19 protein-coding genes are annotated in these 19,964 nt (G+C 36.9%); 16 read left to right on the forward strand and 3 right to left on the reverse strand.

Translation table 11 applies throughout. From position 1 onward, the window contains the following. Positions 1-52: 52 nt before the first annotated feature. The 3 genes from BLT30_RS05325 to BLT30_RS05335 all read right to left on the reverse strand — a co-directional run bounded on the left by BLT30_RS05325 (position 53) and on the right by BLT30_RS05335 (position 2,555). Positions 53-553: a YceI family protein gene (locus BLT30_RS05325; RefSeq protein WP_089872078.1), complete on the reverse strand. Its 501-nt coding sequence runs from the start codon at positions 551-553 to the stop codon at positions 53-55. Between the two features lie 142 nt (positions 554-695). Then, positions 696-1,982, reverse strand: coding sequence for a hypothetical protein (locus BLT30_RS05330; protein ID WP_089872079.1), 1,287 nt, complete (start codon positions 1,980-1,982; stop codon positions 696-698). A gap of 27 nt (positions 1,983-2,009) precedes the next feature. Continuing rightward, positions 2,010-2,555 (reverse strand): YceI family protein, encoded by a 546-nt coding sequence (locus tag BLT30_RS05335; protein ID WP_089872081.1) that lies wholly within the window; start codon positions 2,553-2,555, stop codon positions 2,010-2,012. Between the two features lie 422 nt (positions 2,556-2,977). Between BLT30_RS05335 and BLT30_RS05340 the strand changes: the two genes are divergently transcribed. From BLT30_RS05340 to tssD (BLT30_RS05415), 16 genes are all read left to right on the forward strand, one after another. Then, the gene (locus tag BLT30_RS05340; RefSeq protein WP_089872083.1) at positions 2,978-4,561 is read left to right on the forward strand and encodes a Na+/H+ antiporter; all 1,584 of its coding nucleotides are present in this window, start codon (positions 2,978-2,980) and stop codon (positions 4,559-4,561) included. A 447-nt stretch (positions 4,562-5,008) separates the two neighbouring features. Continuing rightward, positions 5,009-6,073 carry a PKD domain-containing protein gene (locus BLT30_RS05345; protein WP_089872929.1) on the forward strand — a complete coding sequence of 355 codons (1,065 nt, stop codon included), beginning with the start codon at positions 5,009-5,011 and terminating at the stop codon, positions 6,071-6,073. Positions 6,074-6,102: 29 nt separating this feature from the next. Beyond that, a complete protein-coding gene (locus BLT30_RS05350) occupies positions 6,103-8,574 on the forward strand; it encodes an AAA family ATPase (protein ID WP_089872085.1) in 2,472 nt (823 codons plus the stop codon). Between the two features lie 30 nt (positions 8,575-8,604). Beyond that, complete coding sequence (locus BLT30_RS05355; protein WP_089872087.1) at positions 8,605-9,252, forward strand: C40 family peptidase; 648 nt, start codon at positions 8,605-8,607, stop codon at positions 9,250-9,252. 5 nt (positions 9,253-9,257) lie between these two features. Beyond that, positions 9,258-10,193: a type VI secretion system baseplate subunit TssG gene (locus BLT30_RS05360; RefSeq protein ID WP_175487128.1), complete on the forward strand. Its 936-nt coding sequence runs from the start codon at positions 9,258-9,260 to the stop codon at positions 10,191-10,193. Then, a complete protein-coding gene (locus tag BLT30_RS05365; protein WP_089872091.1) occupies positions 10,190-11,161 on the forward strand; it encodes a TssN family type VI secretion system protein in 972 nt (323 codons plus the stop codon). Before BLT30_RS05360 ends, BLT30_RS05365 begins: the two co-directional genes overlap by 4 nt. 12 nt (positions 11,162-11,173) lie before the next feature. After that, positions 11,174-12,334 carry a type VI secretion system baseplate subunit TssK gene (tssK, locus tag BLT30_RS05370; RefSeq protein WP_089872093.1) on the forward strand — a complete coding sequence of 387 codons (1,161 nt, stop codon included), beginning with the start codon at positions 11,174-11,176 and terminating at the stop codon, positions 12,332-12,334. A gap of 79 nt (positions 12,335-12,413) precedes the next feature. Then, positions 12,414-12,926, forward strand: coding sequence for a type VI secretion system TssO (gene tssO, locus BLT30_RS05375; RefSeq protein WP_089872094.1), 513 nt, complete (start codon positions 12,414-12,416; stop codon positions 12,924-12,926). An 8-nt stretch (positions 12,927-12,934) separates the two neighbouring features. After that, complete coding sequence (locus tag BLT30_RS05380; protein WP_139166576.1) at positions 12,935-13,522, forward strand: hypothetical protein; 588 nt, start codon at positions 12,935-12,937, stop codon at positions 13,520-13,522. Then, positions 13,506-14,195 carry a hypothetical protein gene (locus BLT30_RS05385; protein WP_089872098.1) on the forward strand — a complete coding sequence of 230 codons (690 nt, stop codon included), beginning with the start codon at positions 13,506-13,508 and terminating at the stop codon, positions 14,193-14,195. The genes BLT30_RS05380 and BLT30_RS05385 overlap by 17 nt, the downstream gene beginning before the upstream one ends. A gap of 18 nt (positions 14,196-14,213) precedes the next feature. Continuing rightward, positions 14,214-14,642, forward strand: a complete 429-nt coding sequence (locus BLT30_RS05390) for a GPW/gp25 family protein (RefSeq protein WP_089872100.1) — start codon at positions 14,214-14,216, stop codon at positions 14,640-14,642. Positions 14,643-14,662: 20 nt separating this feature from the next. After that, the gene (locus BLT30_RS05395; protein WP_089872102.1) at positions 14,663-16,489 is read left to right on the forward strand and encodes a type VI secretion system baseplate subunit TssF; all 1,827 of its coding nucleotides are present in this window, start codon (positions 14,663-14,665) and stop codon (positions 16,487-16,489) included. A 68-nt stretch (positions 16,490-16,557) separates the two neighbouring features. Continuing rightward, on the forward strand, positions 16,558-17,019 hold the full coding sequence (locus BLT30_RS05400; RefSeq protein WP_089872104.1) for a hypothetical protein: 462 nt from the start codon (positions 16,558-16,560) through the stop codon (positions 17,017-17,019). Between the two features lie 17 nt (positions 17,020-17,036). Further along, complete coding sequence (locus tag BLT30_RS05405; protein ID WP_089872106.1) at positions 17,037-18,407, forward strand: DUF5458 family protein; 1,371 nt, start codon at positions 17,037-17,039, stop codon at positions 18,405-18,407. Between the two features lie 521 nt (positions 18,408-18,928). After that, positions 18,929-19,315 carry a type VI secretion system tube protein TssD gene (tssD, locus tag BLT30_RS05410; protein WP_089872108.1) on the forward strand — a complete coding sequence of 129 codons (387 nt, stop codon included), beginning with the start codon at positions 18,929-18,931 and terminating at the stop codon, positions 19,313-19,315. 141 nt (positions 19,316-19,456) lie between these two features. Then, positions 19,457-19,852 carry a type VI secretion system tube protein TssD gene (tssD, locus tag BLT30_RS05415; RefSeq protein ID WP_027384336.1) on the forward strand — a complete coding sequence of 132 codons (396 nt, stop codon included), beginning with the start codon at positions 19,457-19,459 and terminating at the stop codon, positions 19,850-19,852. The last annotated feature ends 112 nt before the right edge of the window (positions 19,853-19,964 follow it).

Consider the following 19,964-nt stretch of genomic DNA (forward strand, 5'->3'; position numbering starts at 1 on the left):
CCCTTGGCATTGCTGCACTGAAAAATCTAATTATATGAAAAAAGTTATTTGTTCAAATTTTTGTTGCTAAGCTGAAAATGAGGTCGAGGTCATCTTTTACGACGATCATTCCACCCATTTTTTTCGGAGGAGTGATATTGAAGTCACTGAATTTTACATTCTTTCTCCCGATCAGCTTGTTGTTCTCTATATCAAACTCGATATTGTATCTTTTGCTTTGGTTCATCATTTTCACTTCTACCAGTGCATTGAAGCCGTCTTGATTTTTGATGAAGTTGATGAACTTGATGGTCATGTTGGGATATTTTTCCGCATTCAGGATCTTTTGGAAATCTTTGGTCATCATCCTGTTGCCACAATCGAAATCAGCGACCTTTAAAACGATGTTTGGAAGGTTTTTTTCTGAAAAGGTGTAGACACCGCCATCATTTTTGAACTTGTTGTTAACACACTGAAACTTGTTGACATTGGTACTGCCATTGATCTTTACGAAGTTTTCCTGTGCGTTTGCCAATAACGTCATAAAACCGAAAAGCAGATATAGAAGTTTCATAGCTAGATATTTTTTATAAAGGTCATATGGGATCGCTGACCCTTCACTGTTATTTGTGTCTGCAAATTTACGGCGATTTTATACTTTGAATTTTTTTAAAAACAGAGGAAGCTGTCGAGCCTCCTCTGCTCCTGTTAACTGATTAGAAAGAAATCACCGCTTCTGCCACAAATCCGTTGAATTTTCCATCTTTTTTGATGTTTGTCGCAGGATATCCGTCATATTTCTGGTTGACGTATTCTAATTTTGTAAGAATGTTTTTGGTCATGAACCAACCCCCGCCGATGTTGTATCTGGTAACACTGATATCATCGCCGCTGATCAATTTGCCATCCACTTTATTGTATCGTCCACCGAAGTAGAAGTTTTCTGTACTTCCAAATCTGTAAATAAGTTCTGCCGCATATTGGTTGTAGGTTCTTCTTTCGGTTTCTGTAAGGTTACGTCCAGATGCAGATTCGAAGATTCCGAAGAACTCCAGTCCTTTGTATTTGATGAAAGGATTGATCATAAAAGTTCTAAGTGTATTCTGGAAGTCGGGATCTACCATTCCGGAACGCATTTGGTCTTTAGATGTGGCCGCTGTGTTTTCCATCACAAAGTAATATCTAGATCCTGCCCTGTCTCCGTTGTAGAAATCCAGTCTTGATGCTCTTGCTATGTTGTAGAATGATCCTGTCAGTCTCACTCTCAGATCGTTTGTCAATTGTTTGTCATAGCCCAGTTTTCCATAGATTCCTGCACTTGTTCCTCCTGTTGCCGTTTGGTTAAGTCTTCCATTGGTGACACCACCCATTACGATCACACCGTTTCTTCTATAGTAGACCTCTGCGAAAGGGAAGGTGGCATAAGCATCCATCAGGTAATTACCAACGAAAGGATTCATTATGGCATAAGCGTTGTCACTTCTTCTCAGTTGCGCATCACCGTAGTTGATCTGATCTTGTCCTACTTTGATCGTCGCATATTTCATGATGTTTTCTGCGAATCCTTTTTCAATGAAATCCAGCTTGTCGACTTGTAAATACCCGCCTTTTACGTAAGTTTCATTGTGGTGTCTTGAAGACAGGAATGTTCTCAGGTGCAGATTCACGCCGTCATATAAGGCCACGTCCAGGTCTAAGTTGGCCGTTGGCAGGTTGATGTTGTTTCCGATGTCAAAAAGCTGATTCGTGTTCACACCTGCAGAATTCAGGACCGGGGTCGCATTGTTTTCGTGTTGTATGGCCTGAAATTGCAGTGCGAATGCGCCACCAACTTTCACCCTTAGATGGTCGAATGTGGTTACTGTGTCTTTTGGGTTTTCAAAGACCGTCAATCCGGTTTTGTCTCTTGGTTTTAGATTGTCCAGTTTGCCTTCCTGTGCTTGTCCAAATGTTGCTGTTAGTAAAGCTGCGATGAAGCTGGCTTTTAATAGATTTCTTTTCATGATAACAGATATTTAATAGTTTAAGGATTAATTTGTTGCTGTAACATTGATAGTGATGGTTAGGTCGTCACCGGTTTTGATGGTTCCCATCATCAATTTTGGAGGCGTAACGCCAAAGGTTGTCATTTTGATCTTGGTAGTTCCTTTGATATTGTAGCTGTCTCCGTTTTTGGTTACTGTTACTGGGATCTTTACTTCTTTTGTGGCATTTGTGATCGTCAGGTTACCCGTGATGGTTGCGGTCCCGCTGGTAGGAATAGAGCTGGTGGTAAAGACAATGTCAGGGTATTTTTCTGTGTTCAAAGCTTTGTATGCGTTTTTATCCAATCCGGATTCTTTACTTTTCAATGAGGTGGCTTTCATGACAAATCTTACATTTGTGATAGCATTTCCGGCCACTGTCCCGGAGAATACAGATTGTTTGGACGTCATGTCCCAGTCGTGCAATGTAGAAGTTCCGTCTATTTTGATATTAGAGCTTTGTACGGATAATTTTTGTGCATTTGTCAATGGGGTCATTAATAGAACTCCAAAAGTTAAAACAGCTTTAATTAGATTTTTCGTTGTTTTCATTTTAATAAAATTTAATTGTTGTAATTGTTTATTTTTCAATTTTGATAGTTCAAAGGTATGATGATAGTAAAAATAAAGCTAGTTTTTTGAAGTGACAAAAATCTTATTTTAGACTGTGATTAAAGAATCGATAAATAAATTAAATAATACTTATTGATTTTGTCTTTTAAAGAATTGTTTTTTTGTCAATAAATATGGCTTTTGCATCAAAGATTAATGAAAAAACAGATATGACATTTGTTAGGTTGCTAAATGATGATGAAAATCAGCATTGATGTTTTTGATATTGTATAAAAAAAGTTAAATTATTGTGGAATCAATAATTTGATATGATGGATGTCATCGTTTCCTTTCCCTTTGAAGATTATGGTTTAAATAAGTCATTCTAATTGTTATTTTTGTGTATTAGACACAAAGATCAAATGCACAGTATTTTACCTTTTCTTTTGGCAATGGTCGCCATGATCGTCCTCCTGAATATGTGGGCTGCCAAACTCAAGATAGCTTATCCCATATTATTGGTTGTTGGAGGATTGCTGATAAGCTTCATTCCGGGATTGCCGGTTATCAAGATAGACCCGGACCTTATCTTTTTTATCTTCCTCCCGCCTTTGCTTTTTGAGGCCGCCTGGAAGATCTCATTCAAAGAGATGAAGAAATGGTGGCGCATCATCGGGAGTTTTGCATTCCTCGTGGTTTTTTTTACCGCATTATCGGTAGCATTGGTGGCTGATCATTTTATTCCGGGATTTACGCTTGCTTTGGGATTTTTGCTTGGAGGCATCGTTTCTCCACCGGATGCCGTAAGTACCGGGGCTATCACAAGGTTTGTGAGAATACCAAGGTCGTTATCTACGATTTTGGAAGGTGAGAGCCTTTTGAATGATGCTTCATCATTGATCATTTTCCGTTTTGCTTTGGTTGCGGTCGGAACTGGCCGGTTCGTTTGGCAGGATGCGACATTAAGCTTCTTTTGGATGGTTATTGGTGGTGTTGGGATGGGTCTGCTTCTGGGATGGTTGTTTGTTCAGGCCCATAAGCTTCTTCCTACAGATGCACCTTCCGATATTGCACTTACGATCATAGAACCTTATCTGATGTATTGGATAGCAGAGCAGTTCCATAGTTCAGGGGTGATGGCGGTTGTGAGTGGTGGATTGTTCATGTCGGCAAGAAGACTGAAGTTTTTGAATAGCACCAGTAGGATCCATGCATACAGTGTTTGGGAAAGTTTGATATTTATTTTGAATGGTGTAGTTTTTCTGATCATAGGATTGGAACTTCCGGAGATCACAGATGGGCTTCGTGAGGATCGTATTCCGTTGGAAACAGCTGTAGGTTATGCTGTTTTGGTGACTGTGATCCTTATAGCGGCAAGGATGATAAGTTCTTATGCGGCACTCATCGCCACTTTGATTTTCAGGCCAAGTGTACAGCCTCATGCTTCTTCCAGAACGAGAAGATGGATGATGCCTCTATTGTTGGGTTGGACGGGGATGCGGGGTGTTGTCTCATTGGCGGCGGCTTTGGCGATTCCGGTAACAATGGGCAATGGTGAAGCTTTTCCGCACAGGAATTTGATATTGTTCATCACATTTGTTGTTATTTTGCTTACGCTATTGGTTCAGGGCCTTACTTTGCCATATATTATAAAAAGGACAGGATTTTTTGATGATGTTTTTGCTGAACAGGATGAACAGTTGACCAAACGGAAAATTAAAAAAGAACTAAAACAGCATATTCATCAATTCCTGAGATCCAAATATGAGAACGAACTGAAGGACCATGCTGGTCTGGAAATATTTTTAAGGCATTGGGAAGAACGAGCGAAAGCAGCGGATGATAGCTGGATGAATGAGCGGACGAAAGCGATTTTTATCGAAATGCTGGAAGTCCAACGCGAATACCTTACAGAGCTGAATAAAGACCAAGAGGTAAGCGAGGAGATCATCCGTCAGCAATTGTTCCAGATCGACCTGGAAGAGGAACGGTTGAGGATGATCTGAGTGGTCTTTTTATAAAGTATATGATTGGTTTGTCTTAATTAAAATGTTTTTATCGACACAATAGAATATGGAAATTGTATTTTTAAAAATTTGATTCCTCATTTTTAGTTAAATAGTCTTTATATTATAACTTGAAAAGTTTAGATATGGGGAGATATTTTGAGAAAAAAAACATTGAGATTTCGGGTTTTCTAGGGTTGGTTTCCTATTAAATTGATTTCTAATTTAAATTTTAATGATTTTTAAAAAAAAATTATAGAATCATAATCAAAATATTCTCATTATATTTTAATAAATAATGATTTATTTAAATATTTTCTAAAATCAACCAACATTATTTTTTTTGAAATCAAAAGTATACCAAAGCCTTGCCCCTTTTTTCTAGTGGGTTAAACGTTTGTGTAAATGCGGAATGTAGTTATATTTGTAATGAACACAAATGCTAAAATGAAGAAAACTACTACCGGATTTTTTCCCAATATTGATCCCAAAGTTTATCTAAGTTTGGGAATTCTCTTATTATTAAGTTTGATTGTGTTCTCTTTTCAATATACACGACATATTGATTGTGAGAATGCAAAATTCATAATTCATTCGGATGAGTTTTTGACGAACCGGGTTGTGGAGTTTTATGACAATACGGAAGGTGCTAAATCATGGGAATGGGACTTCGGAGACAGTACAGTATTAGATTTCAGACAAAGAACACTTCATAAATATAAAAAGCCGGGAGATTATATTGTTAAACTGAAAATCAATGGCAATTGCGTACACGAAAAATTAATTACGATTTCCAGCATTAGTCAGCAAACAGGATATTTACCGATTATAAAAAGTCCGAATGTCGTGACTGTTGGAGAATCAATTTCATTCGATGTGGATAAGGAAGATGGAGAATCCTGGGAGTGGAGCTTTGGAGAAAATGGGGGAACAGATGCGCTGGATAAAAATCCATCTTACAAATTCAAATCGGTTGGGGAAAAGAAAATAACACTTATTGTAAATGGCGATGTGGAACATACCGCTGTTAAAACTATTTATGTAGCTCCGAAAACTATCAAAGCTAAGCAGAAAATCGACATAAAATCTTACGAGTTTGAGAAACCTCACGTCGCTTTTTCTCTTCCTGTAGGTAATGCGCAAAAAGACCCATTGGTGGATATGTTACAATACATTCCGGTGTCTCCAAAATCTAAATTGAAAAAAGATTCTATTTCTGTTGAAAAGAAAGCTCCCGAAATCTCCAATGAGCAACTTCAATTATTGTTTAATCAGGTGGCAGCACAGCTCAAAACAAAAGATGATTTCAAAGATTATCTGTGTGGGAAGTATGATATTCCGGTTGTTGTTAATGATAGCAAACTAATTCCTTTCGACCAATTCTGTCAATCTATTGCCGGAAAAAAAATAAAGATCACTGCTCTTAGGGTCAATAAAGACCAAAAAAATTGCATTCAAAATTTTAACATTCAATATAAGGTAAAGAAATATCTGATTTGGATGAAAGAGTAATAAGAACAAAAAACACAAAATAACCACAAATGAACCAAGAAGAAATTACCTACAGTCAGGAGGTCACCAAGACCCTCAATATTGCACAGAAAATAGGTCGGGAAAATCTCAATGCCGCTTTTACAGGCGCACATTTGATCAAAGCAATGCTCAACCGGGATTTGTCTCTATTAAAACATCTGGAAAATCTTGGCGTTGATGTCTTTTATCTCGAAGAATGGGCGGATGTCCGTATCGAAGAACTGCCAAAATCTCCCAACAGATATTCTTGCGAGCCAGATGAGGTTATCGATGAGATTTTCGCGGAAGCAGATCAGATAAGAGAAATTCTAGCCGAGCATGAGATATCACTTTTCGCTGTAATGACGGCAATCAGTTCGCCTGGTGTAGCTTTCAGTTTTGACCAGATGAAAACCTTTCCGGTTACAAGGAATGAACTATTGAAAGATGTATCCTCTTTTGGAGAAGATAATATGGAAGGGACAGTAGAAATGACCAAAAAAGCAAGTAAAGGCTTTATCCAAAAATATTGTATCAATACGAAGGATAAGATCAAGAAAAAAAACAAGAAAGAACTTCTTGTCGGAAGAGACACGGAAATCAACAAAATCACAGAGATTCTTTGCAGGTACAGCAAACAAAATGTGTTGATTATCGGTGACCACGGTGTTGGTAAAACAGCTCTTATCGAAGGTTTCGTGCAAAAAGTTTTATTAAAACAAATTCCCGATATCCTGAGTGGGCTGGAAGTTTTTGAACTTGATATGGGAGCACTGATTGCCGGAGCTTCGTACAAAGGGGAAATCGAAGACCGCATCAAAAATATCGCTCAGGAACTGAAAGCGATTCCAAAATCTGTTCTGATTATTGAAGAAATCCATTCTTTATTCGGAAGTCACGGTTCAGATTCCGGGATTGTAAATCTTTTGAAAAGTGAGCTTTCCAATGGTCTTACCTTGATTGTAACTTCTACTATCGAAGAATACACCAAAAAAATTGAAAAAGAACAAGGTCTTGCAGGAATGTTCGAACTTCTGAAATTAGAGGAAAGCACGGACGAAATCCATTTCAGGATGTTGAAGCAGACATTGGAAGATTATCAGATCCATCATAAAATCAGTATCGATGACCAGACCATGAAAGAGGCTATTCGTCTTTCTCAAAGGTATATGAAGGAAAAAAGCCTGCCTGCTTCTGCCATCGATTTGATTGACCACACGATGTCCGTTTTAAAAACCGCAGGTGAATCTTTCTTAAAGGAAAGAAATCATCTCGTGACAAGGATTATTCACCTCGAAGACAATACCGATAATTATCTCGAAGATGAGCGAAGAATGAACGCCGACTGGCTTTTGAAAGATTTGGTTGAGAAAACAAAATATCTTATTAGTACAGCCGATTCCGGCGAGGAAGAAAACGAACTTCCAGAGTTTAAAGATACTGATGAATTGTTGAGTTTTGCCAGAATTCTCATCGAGAAAACCGAAAAGATTGCACAGGAAAAAAGAACACATATCACCGATTTCGATTTGACCTTAATTATTTCGCAAAAGACAAATATCCCGATTGGTAAACTGAAGGAAGAAGAAAAGCAGAGACTTAATGAGATGGAAGGCGTTCTTGCGAAAAGAGTTGTGGGACAAGACCACGCAATTACGATTGTTTCGGAAGCTGTTCTGGAAACACGTTCAGGATTGAGTAAAGCAGGACAACCGATTGGTTCGTTCTTTTTCCTCGGGCCAACCGGAACCGGAAAGACGGAACTTGCGAAATCTTTGGCGGAGTTTCTTTTTCAGGATGAAAATGCGATTATCCGCTTCGATATGTCGGAGTTTAAGGAAGAACATTCCGCCGCATTGCTTTATGGAGCACCTCCGGGATATGTCGGTTATGAAGAAGGTGGACTTTTGGTGAATAAAATCAGACAAAAGCCTTATTCTATCGTTCTTTTTGATGAAATTGAAAAAGCGCACACTTCGGTTTTCGATGTCTTTCTTCAGATTATGGACGAAGGGAAATTGCACGACAGGCTGGGAAAAGAAGGTGATTTTTCTAATGCCATCATTCTTTTCACTTCAAATATCGGTTCCGAGTTTATTGTTGAATCTTTCGGAAAAGGGGAAATTCCGCAATCGTCAAAACTATTGGAAATGATGAGTCGTTTCTTTCGTCCCGAATTTTTGGGAAGGTTGACGGAGACGATTCCTTTTGCGCCAATCAGCAAAGATAATGCACTCAAAATCTTCGAAATCCATTTAAAGAAAGAACTTTTAGACTTGGCAAAAGGACTTAATATCAATTTGAATATCACTCAGGAAGCCAAAGAATTCCTTTCTATGGAAGGTTACGACATCAAATACGGAGCAAGACCATTGAAAGGCGTGATCAGAGGAAGATTGAGAAGACCTTTAGCCAAAAAGATCGTTGCAGGAGAATTTAAAGATGGTGACGATATCGAGGTTTCCTTGAAAGAAAATGAACTGGTTTGGACGAAATTGTAGGAAAGTAAGGATTTCATAAAAACACTTGAGATGAAAAATTTGAATTACAATCATATTGCTTGTTGTGTGTTATTGGGTTTAGCCCTGGTTTCCTGCAACAGTAAAAAATACATCAAGGAAATTCCTTACAATTTCTCTTCTGATTCGTATGCGGATTCTGCAAACGGAACCAAAGCTAATGTTGATAAACAGTATTCCAATGTAGATGATAATATTGAGAAACTGAGCGACGATGAACTTAGGATTAAGGAAAAATATTCCATCATAATGGAAGTGATGCCGAAGGAAGTGACCAATTACAAACTCTATTCTTACATCGACCGTTGGATTGGAACACCCTACAAAAAGCAGTCTTTGGAAGAAAATAAGGGCGTTGACTGTTCCTATTTTGTGCAGTCTCTATATAGTGATGTTTACGGCGAAACTTTTCAGAAAACGCCGGATGGGATTTTCCGTTCAAAAGCGATTCAGCTTTTTACAGGAAGAACTTTTTTGAAGGAAGGCGACATTTTATTCTTTAGATATGATAAAACGCATCCGATTTCTGATGTGGGAATTTATCTTCATAACGATAGGGTTTTGGCTTGTACAGCGACCGGACTCAACATTTATGATTTCAATGATGAATATTTCCAACTGAGATATGTTGCAGCCGGAAGATTGAAACCTAAAAATTAATGACGATGGAAAAACTCAATAACCTTGCAAAACAGATCACTTCTCTGAAACACGACATCAGAGCCGAAGTTATCGTAAACAATCTCCTCAAAAACAAAGATATTGATGAGTTGCAATATGTAATCTCGAAACAAGGTCAATTTTCAAGAGCGTTTCGGTTTGATGTTTTGGATGCTGATGTTGCCGATTATGATTTGGATGCAACTCAAATGCTGAAGCTTGAGCTTTCAAGAGACGGTTTTTACGATATGTTGCCGGAAAATATGATTCATGTAGCGAGAAACGATGCACCGGAAAAAGATGTCGATGGAATGATTAGCGAATATCAGATTCAGAAAAAACAACAGAAAGCTGGGAGATTATTTTTTCAACCATTTGAAAACGAAATATTCAGTTATGGTGTTGAAATAGAGAGATTCGAGCAGGATTTTTTATCTGACCTCAATGGCTTTTTGGTTCCCGAGATGTTCTATGATTTCTGGGGAATAGAAAAAGATTTACCACCACTTTTAGTTTCAAAATTTATAAGGATACTTCCTTATGCTTATAAGATAGTTGGGGATGTAGACTTAGCTTGTCAAATACTTTCTTCTTTGATTGAGGAAAAAGTTAGCATCAATAATAAAGGCTATCAGAAATACAGGGATGAAGACCAGAGCATCCGTCTGGGAGAGTCCAGATTGGGATTGGAACTTATTACAGGGAACAGTTACGATGATTATTCCAGCCATTTCAATCTTCAGATTGGACCTTTGGAAAATTCCAATTTCTCAGAATATATCCACAATGGAGCGATGAAAAGGTTTGTTGACCTATTTTATGAATATTTTTTCCCGATTGAGGTAGAGATAGAAACATCCATTTTACTTTCTCAGGAAAAAGAACACTTTGAATTTACCGAACAACAAAACTCAATATTAGGCTATAACACAAGAATATGACACAATTGAAGAAATATTTCATTAATCTATTTGAACCGAAAATACTGGCGGCTGTTATTATTTTTCTGGCTTTCTGTATTATTCTCACAATGATTTTTGCTCAGAAAGTTCCGGAGTTTAAGCAGAAATATAAAGGGAAATTTTACACCTATCTTTTTTCCGTGGCTTTCATTTATTCCATCATTGCATTTTTGGGATTCAATAAGCTTTTCCAGGATAATAATCTGTACGAATTTGTCTTTTATCAGATCTGTTCGCTGGTCATTGGAATTCTGCATTGCTCGATGTACCGTACCTATTTTCAAAAATTCGGACAAAAGAATAACGGCACCGAATATCTTTTTGCATTGGTTACAATAATGTATTCAGCGATTCCTTTTATTGTGATTTTCACATTTTTGAATGGGATTGATTTTTCATTTCTGATGTTGGGACATTTTATCGTTTTCTTTATCCCGACATTTCTGAATGACACTTTTAACAAAGCAATGTCGATTCCTCCAAAGATTTACAAGACATGGCAGTTTCCGGAAAATTACAAAGAATTAGCAGGTGTGAGCGATGAGGAAATGAGAGATCTGGTGGTATTCACTTTCCTGATGGACAAAGACCGTCATGCTAAAAAGTACAGTGTTTATCGTGCAAAAGGACCAACAAGAGTGGATTTCGGAAGGCTATTCTACAACTTCGTTATCGATTATAATGAAAGACACACCGAAGACCAGATCGAAGTAGAAGGGCCAAACGGACTTTACAGCTGGGTTTTCTTTTTACAGCCAAAATGGTACGAATCCACTAAATACATCGACCCCGATTATACCCTTTATATGAACGGAATAGAAGAAAACAGTGTGATTTTCTGTATGCGTTCTGATGAGTTAAAGATTGCTCAAAATAAGGAAGGCAATGAAGTTCCTGACTTTGAATATAACAAAGAAAAAGACGATGAAAGAGTATTAACTGAATAATAAAAACATACAATGATAGAAAAACTAAACCACTTCCCCGTAAACTGGATAGACGGGATGAAAATTAATAAGAACCATTTCGCAGATGTTCAGGATTTTGTGAGCGATTCTGTAAGAGATTCTGTTGGGATTCATACTTCTATGATCAATTACGGGCTTTTGCCTGTAAACGACTCCATAAAACTAAGTCTGATCATAGATAATCACAAGCTGCTCAGAATAAAAGTAGAAGAATGTCATGCCATCACACCAAGTGGGGCAAGGATTGATATTGGTAATGGAAGTTCAGAATCCATCAATCTGTCCATCCCTTATCCGGAAGCTGCTTATGAGATAAAGGATAACGAAAGTGTAGTATTGATGGCCTGTCTTTCCGTAAATCCTTTTAAAAGAACACCTTTTGGAGAGCCGGATCCGGAAGAAAATCCGCCAAGATATCCCTACACCCAACCGGAATATTCTCTGAACCTGGTTCCGGAAAGAGAGCTTAAGAACACTTTAAGTTTCGGAACCAGCTATCTTACTATCGGAAAGGTATTGGTCAATGCCGGAGAATCAAGAATTGATGAAGATTATATTCCGCCTTGTGTGAGTGTTTCAAGCTCTAAGAAATTGCAGGACCTTTATGTGGAAATTGATAGGTTTTATGGACAGATCGAATTGTACGCTGTGCAGATCGAGCAAAAGATCCATGTAAAAAAGCAGAACAATTCTTTAGCCGTGATCATGGGATTGATGGCTGATAAAACGCTTAATTATCTTGGTCAGGAAATCAACAGATTCAGATGGCTTTCGCCACACACGCCTCCGGCCAATATGCTGCTGTCTGTGGTTGCTTTAGCAAGGATATTGAAAAATTTTATCGATGCCCGTTCCGGAGCAGGAAAAGAAGAACTACTGAATTATTTCGCCGAGTGGTGCAACGTAAGCCAGGGAAGTTTCGAAACGATCTTTACAGAAACGATCAACACAGATTACAACCATGATCAGATAGATGTGGCGATCTCTAAAGTCAAAACTTTTATGAAGACCCTTGAGGAGCTTTACTCAGTTCTTAACAGGTTGGATTATATCGGTAAAAAACGCGATGGAAGTATCTTCGTTTCAGAAAATACCGACGACAGGGATACTGTGTTGCATGCTAAACGAAGCCGAACATTCCTTGCAGATTAAAAATCAACGATAATTTATAAATGATAATTGATGGCATCGTTCATCATTTATCGATCATCAATAATACTTATTAAAATATATGGAAGTCCTTAATAGAAGAGAACGATCAAGAGCTTTTTCCTTTTTTATCTTGTTTTTCGTAATAACCGTCATCGTATTGCTGGTTGCCGTGTTTTTCAATGCCTATTTTCCTTTCAAAGAAAACAGTTTGCTGAAAACGGAAAATGCCAAAATGAAAAGAGAAATGGAAACTCAGGATAAGTTTTCTTTCCAGTTGGAGAAAGTGAAGTCTGCAGTAGATTCGATAGGTGTTCCCGGACAAAATGATTTCTTTAATGAAAAATTATCACTATCCATTCTTGCTGATATGTACAAACAGCTTCCGAAAGATACGCTGAAGAATAAAGTGATGTACAACAACACCATTATGACGTTTAAGGATCTTGTAGATGCTAAAAAGCAGATCAAACAATTATCCGGAAATCAAATGACAATGGATAGTTTGAGTACGATCAACAAGACCTTGAAAGAAGAGTACGACAAGATAAAAACAGACCTGGATGTTTGCCGCCAATTGTATCAGGCTCAATAATGGAGAAAATGAAAAATTCAATATTCATTCTTTTTATTGTCCTTTTAGGAATTTCCCGTGCAAATGCTCAGGAGAAAGCCGTTTCAGATAATACAGAATTACTCTATGCAAGCGCTGATTGCGGGATTGTTCAGACCAAACAGAAATTGGATAAAAAGCAATTTGCAAGCACACCACCTTTGTATCTGAGAGTTAATAATAGCGACTATGTTTATGCGACATTGCAACTCGGGAAGAGAAAAAATAAAGTCTTTATGTACATCCAGATTTTAGATAAAAATGTATGTGTGAAAAAAGATAAGGTTTTAGACGTCTTTTTTAAAACAGGAGAAGTGGTCACTTATAAGAATAATTTTTCTCTGAACTGTGATGGTTTTTTTGCCAAACAACTTACCAGAAAAGAATTTGCCAAATTGAGACTGAATGATATCAGCGTGATCAAATTATATACCTATAAAAAGAACTATGAATTATATGTAAGCGAAGTTCAAAATATGGATATCGATAATCAGCTGGATTGCTTATCTGCATATAAGATTAAGAAAACCGACGAAGTAAAAATCAAAAAGAAGAAAAAAAATGAGCCCGCTTCCTGAACTTGATCTTAACCTTGGTATGTCCAAAAACTCTTCATCGGCAGATGAAAGAGAAGAAATCATAGTACGGACTGATTCAGGACTTCGTAAACATACTATTTCTATGATTATTTCAGATCAGGAAGTAGGAAAGGTTCATTTGAAAATAAATAATAAAGAAGTAGAAATACCTACTTATAAATTGACGATTACTGATGATAAAACCAATGGAACAGAAGCTTATCAAGTAACACGAGATGTGCTGAGTCTTACAAAAACGACTACGAAGAAGAGCTTTTTATCCTTCTTGGGCATCAAACGTTTTGATAAAACTTCGTACCTGTATGAGAATATTGCTTTTGAGCCACTTTTGGAAAGCATTGAAAAATTTGATATTTCCCGACATAGAAAGCTGTCGCATGATCAGTTGACCTACCAGTTGTCAGGACATGGACAAAATGTAATGCTCTACTCTGGAAATATTAATGAATTTGAAAAACCACAAGACGTATCACAATACTTTACGATCATTGATAATAATGATGGCAGAAGTTTTATCGGAGATATCCTGTACCGGGAAAAATTTCTGAAACTGACCCCGAAAGTAGAATTACAAATCATCAGAAGAAACAAAGTGGTGAAGAATTTTGAATATGATGATAAAGGTAATATCGAGAAGTTGATCTATTTGTAGACTAAAATTAAAAATACAATGAAAGGCATATACTATAAAATACCAATGGATTTCGAAGCCATGATCAATAAAAAGGATGCGGAAAAGATCTCTATCGATAATTCTATAAGTCAGCAGATTTTCTTGATTTCTACAACGGCTTTGGGAGAATGCAAGTTTGATGAAACTTTCGGAACGGAGATCTGGGAAATGGATTTTGACCTTCTCAAAACCGATAACAGTTTAAAGGAATTCATTGTAACTGCGATGAAGAAAGCTATTGTGATGCATGAGAAGAGATTGCTTTTGGAAGATGTGGAGGTTTCTGTTAAAGATCATAATCTTGGCACTTTTGGGAAAAGAAGAATGAAGAAGAGGGTAGTGATTTCAGTGAAAGGACAAGTTTTGGAAACCAACAGGCCTTTTCTTTTTCAGAATTCATTCTTTGTAGGACCACTTTCATATTAAAAATAATAACAAAAACACAAATGAACCAGGAAAGAATAAAAGATAGGATATTAAGAAGAGCAGCCAGACTTTGGGGATATAACGAATTAGAATCGGAAACCTCCTTTGACCCGATCGTGAGTCTTCTGCTTTCTGCAACGGCTTCAGAACTTGAGAAATTGGGTTTTGAGCTGGAAAGCTCACGATCACGGATCATAGAACGGATTCTTGAGATAATGTTTCCGGAAGAAGTTTCCGGAGTTATTCCGTCAAGGTCATTGATCCAGGTTTTTCCTTTGGAGAATCATTCTACGATATCCTTGAAAAATCATTTTAAAACAAGCAAACGGATTCATAATGTATTCAATCCGACGGAAAGTAACAGCAAAGATGTATTCTTTTGCCCAACTATTGAAGTGAAACTGACCACCGCAAAAATCGAATATATTGCTTTCGGAAATACTTTGAATCGTGTGGAAAGCTTCTTCTTTACAGATTTGCTGTCAAAAGGAGAACCGTATATTCCGTCTGGAGAGATGTGGGTCGGAATTCGTTGCAAAGAGAACTCAGACCTTGAAAATCTGATGTTTTATATCGATATCAACAATAATTATCAGAAAGAACTCTTTTTTTATTACCTGAAACAGGCTAAGATCTACTTTGGTGAAAAAGAATTTTCATTGCACGAAGGGTATAATGTAAATCAGAAGAACATTGATATGGAAAGTATCATTACCAAAAACTATTCGGATCTTGAGCATGTTTATACTGATGTCAATCAGTACTATTTCTCGAATTTTTTTACTTTAAGGGAAAAACTCTCGCACGTTGATAAACCCAGGAAAGAAGAATTGTTTGAAAAATATTTTCAAAACAACAAGCTTTCTGAGAATCAGGATATTGTTTGGCTAAAGTTCAAATTTTCGGAAGCGGTTGTGAATGAGGTTCTGGAGAATGTGAGCATTACACTCAACTGTATTCCAGTCTTGAATATCCATAATGTGACATCTTATCACAGAGTTACGGGAAGGCTTAATATTATTCCGATAAAATCTAATGACAGTTTTCTGGACCTGGATCATGTTTCAGATGATAGAGGGCGACGGTTCGATGTTAAAAATTATGCTGCCGAGAGTAACGGAACTTCTGCTGTTTTAAGGAAAGGTGGTGTTTCACGATTTGACCAGAGAGGAGCTTCGGAACTTCTGCAATACCTTTTGGAGCTAATCAAAGATGAAACGGCTGCTTTTTCCGGGATAGGTGCGGATTCCACAAAAGAAACTTTAAGACAGATCAATCAAAATGTGGCGGCACTTCATCAATTGGCGAAGGAGAAGAGTTTCTCGCAAACCAATAATCCATATTTGGTGATCACTTCGGACTCTCAAGATTCTGAGATTGGCTGTAATATTTCTTATTGGTTGACTCTTGCAGAAGAAGGAAACGATATTAAACAAGGCACAGTTTTGACCGTAGAGGGTTCCAATGTTTCTGCTTTGGATAAAACGGCAATAATGATCAGACCATCAACAGCAGGCAGGAAAAGCCTATCGCCACAAGATAAAATTTTAGAATACAGGAATTCTTTGCTTACAAGAGGAAGAATAGTGACCGTTGCGGACATAAAAGTTTTCGGATTGAATCATTTCAAAAATACAATAAAAAGTATTGAGGTCTCAAAAGGAACCAAAAAAGAGGTGTCTTTGAAAGGCGGATTCAGCAGAACTATTGATATTAGCCTGATCAGAAATCCTGAGGAAAAAGAATCGATCAAAGATTCTGAATGGGAGTATCTATGTGAAAGCTTCCTGCTTAAACTGAGAAATGCTTCTGCAAACATCTATCCATATCGGATCTTTCAAAAATAGAAATATCATTTAAAAAAAGTCGATGATATTAATTAAAAACAATTATTAACCCTTTAAAAAAGACACTTATGTTGACAAACAAAGGAATTGGTGGAAATGAAGTTCCACTGGACACAAGTGAGGCGATCTTCGAGATCCCTCAAAACAGAACGCTTTTAGCGCAAAAATTAACGGCGGACGATCCTGTAAAGCCAGAATTGGTAGAAGGATTGAACACGATCGAAAAAGTTTTTGAGCATTTCAAACCAGAGATCAAAGTTGATTTCGAAGATGCACAGGGATCTGTCAAAATGGAAAACCTGAAATTCAAAAATCTAGGTGATTTTGGTACGAAAGGCATCACGGGGCAAAGCGGATTTTTGAGTGGACTGGAAACGGAAAAAGACCAGTACCAGAAAATCATCAAACAATTGAAAACAAACAAGATCCTGAAAGCTGCTCTGGAAGATCCTGACGCAAAAAAAGGATTACTGGACACACTTCAGTCATTAATCAAAGAATTAGAAAGTAACACAACCAACAATAATTAAAAAAAACACAGAAGATCATGGCAAAACCAGAAGAATCAGTACAGGCATCAACTGCCGCACCAGTACTGGAACAAAGAAAAGGATCGGCATCTTTGGAAAGCAGCCTTAATAAATTGGCCAGATATGGAGGTTTCGATTTATTGGAAACTTCGATTGAAGGTGTACAAAACATTAATCCGGATAGAAAGGCAAGAAGAAAGATCTTTCTTACCGAACTGGGAAAAGAAAAAGAAAGAGAAACGCTTAAGAAAACTCTTGAACTTTGGGCAAGTGTGATCAGTAAAAATGATTCATTGACCGATATGGTTGCGAATTGTGAAGATCAGAGAAAGTCTTCTGAAGACCTGCTTTCCAAAAATCTTTCAAAAGCTGTCGATGTCACCAGGGAATTGGAGGCAAACTATAGAACGGCTGCTTTATTCTACAAGAATACGGAAACCGAGAAAGTGAAAAATGTCACTATTGTCAATGCAAACCTTGAGCAATTGAAAGATCTTGATAACACAAGATTCATTGATACGATCCATGCCGAACTTTCTGACAACTATGACAGGTTGGACCTTAAGAACAATTATGGGATTTTGGTCATTCCAGGATATTTGGGTTCTAACAAAGTAGTTGAAAAATGGGCAAAACTGGCTCACGAAAACAAAGTGATGCTGGTGACAGATTTTGAACATCTTGATGAACCGGATGATGTCATGGAAATGTTCGATCAGGCTTATCTGACGGGTGGTGATGTTTACAGGGCCAATGTTCTGATGACCTGTAACTGGCTGGTCGGAAGAGGAAGGTTCGAAGATATCAACGAAACTGAAGATCTGTTTATTCCACCTTCTGCAGCTTTGGCAGGGAAAATTTATCATACATTGATGTCTCAGGTTACTGCGGGTAAAAAGTTTGGGGGGATCAATGAAGTGGATGGTGTGAAATTCGACTTGAAGAAAAGTGAAATTGCCAATCTTGAAAACCTTGGACTGATCCCGATGGTAAATGAGTATGGTAAAGTAATGGCATTCTCAGGTAAAACTTTATTCAACGGAGATAACTTGGGACTTCAGACTTATTCTGTTGTAAGGGTTTTTGATTATGTGACCAAAGTTTTGATGGACTTCTTGAACAGAAGAGCTTTTGAAAACTTTACTGCAGTTACGAGAAAAGAGATCATGAATCAAATTGTGCGTTTCTTGGATAGTATCACAGGTCCCGGTAAATTGATCGAGAACTTTGAAATCAGAAAATTTGAGCAGGATCCTGTACAAAAAGATAGAATTCATCTTGATATTCATATGAAGCCATACTTCCCTGCCAAGAACTTTTTGATCAAAATGGATGGTCACAAAGGTGATGATGGTAACGAATGGGAGACTGAATATGAACAGAAGTGATCTTTTATCCTTAATAATGGAAGCGCGGAAAGTAATTCTCGCGCTTTTTATTTATAAAATTAATGATTGATGACAATAAAATGAAAATTTTTATTCACAATGATATTGCAGTTATGTAAAGTTTATTTCAAAATTTAATTCCTTTCTTTTTATTAATTCAATTTTAAATAAAATAATTAATAAAGATTGATTGGTGTGAATAATAATAAATAAAATGTTTATTGATATAAAATAATTAAAAATAAAAAAATATTATATATTTTAATTATTGATGATAATGTAAAATAATTGATAATTTAATTGTGTTATAGTTTTGTTTTGACAAAAATAATCAAATTTAACATAATAAAATAATTAAAAAATTATTAAATTATCATTTGTTTAATTTAAAATAAATTATAGATTTGACAAGAATATATTCCCTGGTTGGTCATTATAAAATAATAATATATTGTATAAATACAGAGGGTATATTTCCATTATTGGTGTTATTAGATATTTAAACCTAAAATATATTTATTATGTCATTTAAAGCAAAATTCAAAGCCGCCGGTATCGAGCGCAACATCTTAGCTGTAGATTTCGGAATGCTACAGGAAACAGACCAGACAGGAAGACCATCTTCCATCGCAAGAGGCGGGAAGATCCACTTAACAGTTGAAGGGACAGGGGCCACAGACCTTTTCGAATGGATGACCAATTCGTTCGAAAGAAAGGATGGTAGTGTTGTCTTTATCAAAAGAGATAGTGATGCTACCTTGAAGGAACTGAAGTTCAAAGAAGCTTATATTGTAAAATATAAGGAAGATTTTGATTCCACAGGAGAAAATCCCCTTACCGAAACCTTTGTGCTTTCTACCAAGGAAATTGAAATGGGCAATGCTTCCCACAGAAACGACTGGGTGTAAATTCTCTATTCAAAAAAACACTTTACTTTCACCGGCTCAAATCCTATGATGATTTATCATCAATTGACAGGTGTAGAATTTTTATTCTAAAAATACAGATGAAAAATATTTAATCAATTAACACATTTAATAAAAAAAATTATGTCATTTAAAGCAAAATTCAAAGTAGCAGGAAAAGAGTTCACTGCTCTTAACGTAAGCTACGGATTATTTCAGGAAACAGATGCAACAGGAAGACCATCAACAGTAACAAGAGGGGGTAAGATCGATGTTGTGGTAGAAGGGACAAATTCTACAGAACTTTTTGAATGGATGACCAATTCATTTGAAAGAAAGGACGGAAGCATCGTATTCTTCAAAAGAGACAGTGATGCCACACTTAAAGAATTGAAATTCACAGAAGGATATCTGGTGAAACACAAAGAGAATTTTGATTCTACTGGGGAAAATCCTCTGACGGAAACCTTTACGATCTCTGCAAGAAAAATAGAAATGGGGAGCGGCGCTTATGAGAATGAGTGGCCAGGTTCTTTGTAGGTCAAAAAAGTAATGGGCAATATCATATTGCCCATTTTTGTCTTTTATCAATTAGACACTAATTAATGGAGAAAGTGGTGAATAATCAAGACGGGAATTCAATTTTGTCCTA

Origin of the sequence: Epilithonimonas hungarica, assembly GCF_900102265.1 — a bacterium.
Taxonomy (GTDB): Bacteria; Bacteroidota; Bacteroidia; order Flavobacteriales; family Weeksellaceae; genus Epilithonimonas; species Epilithonimonas hungarica.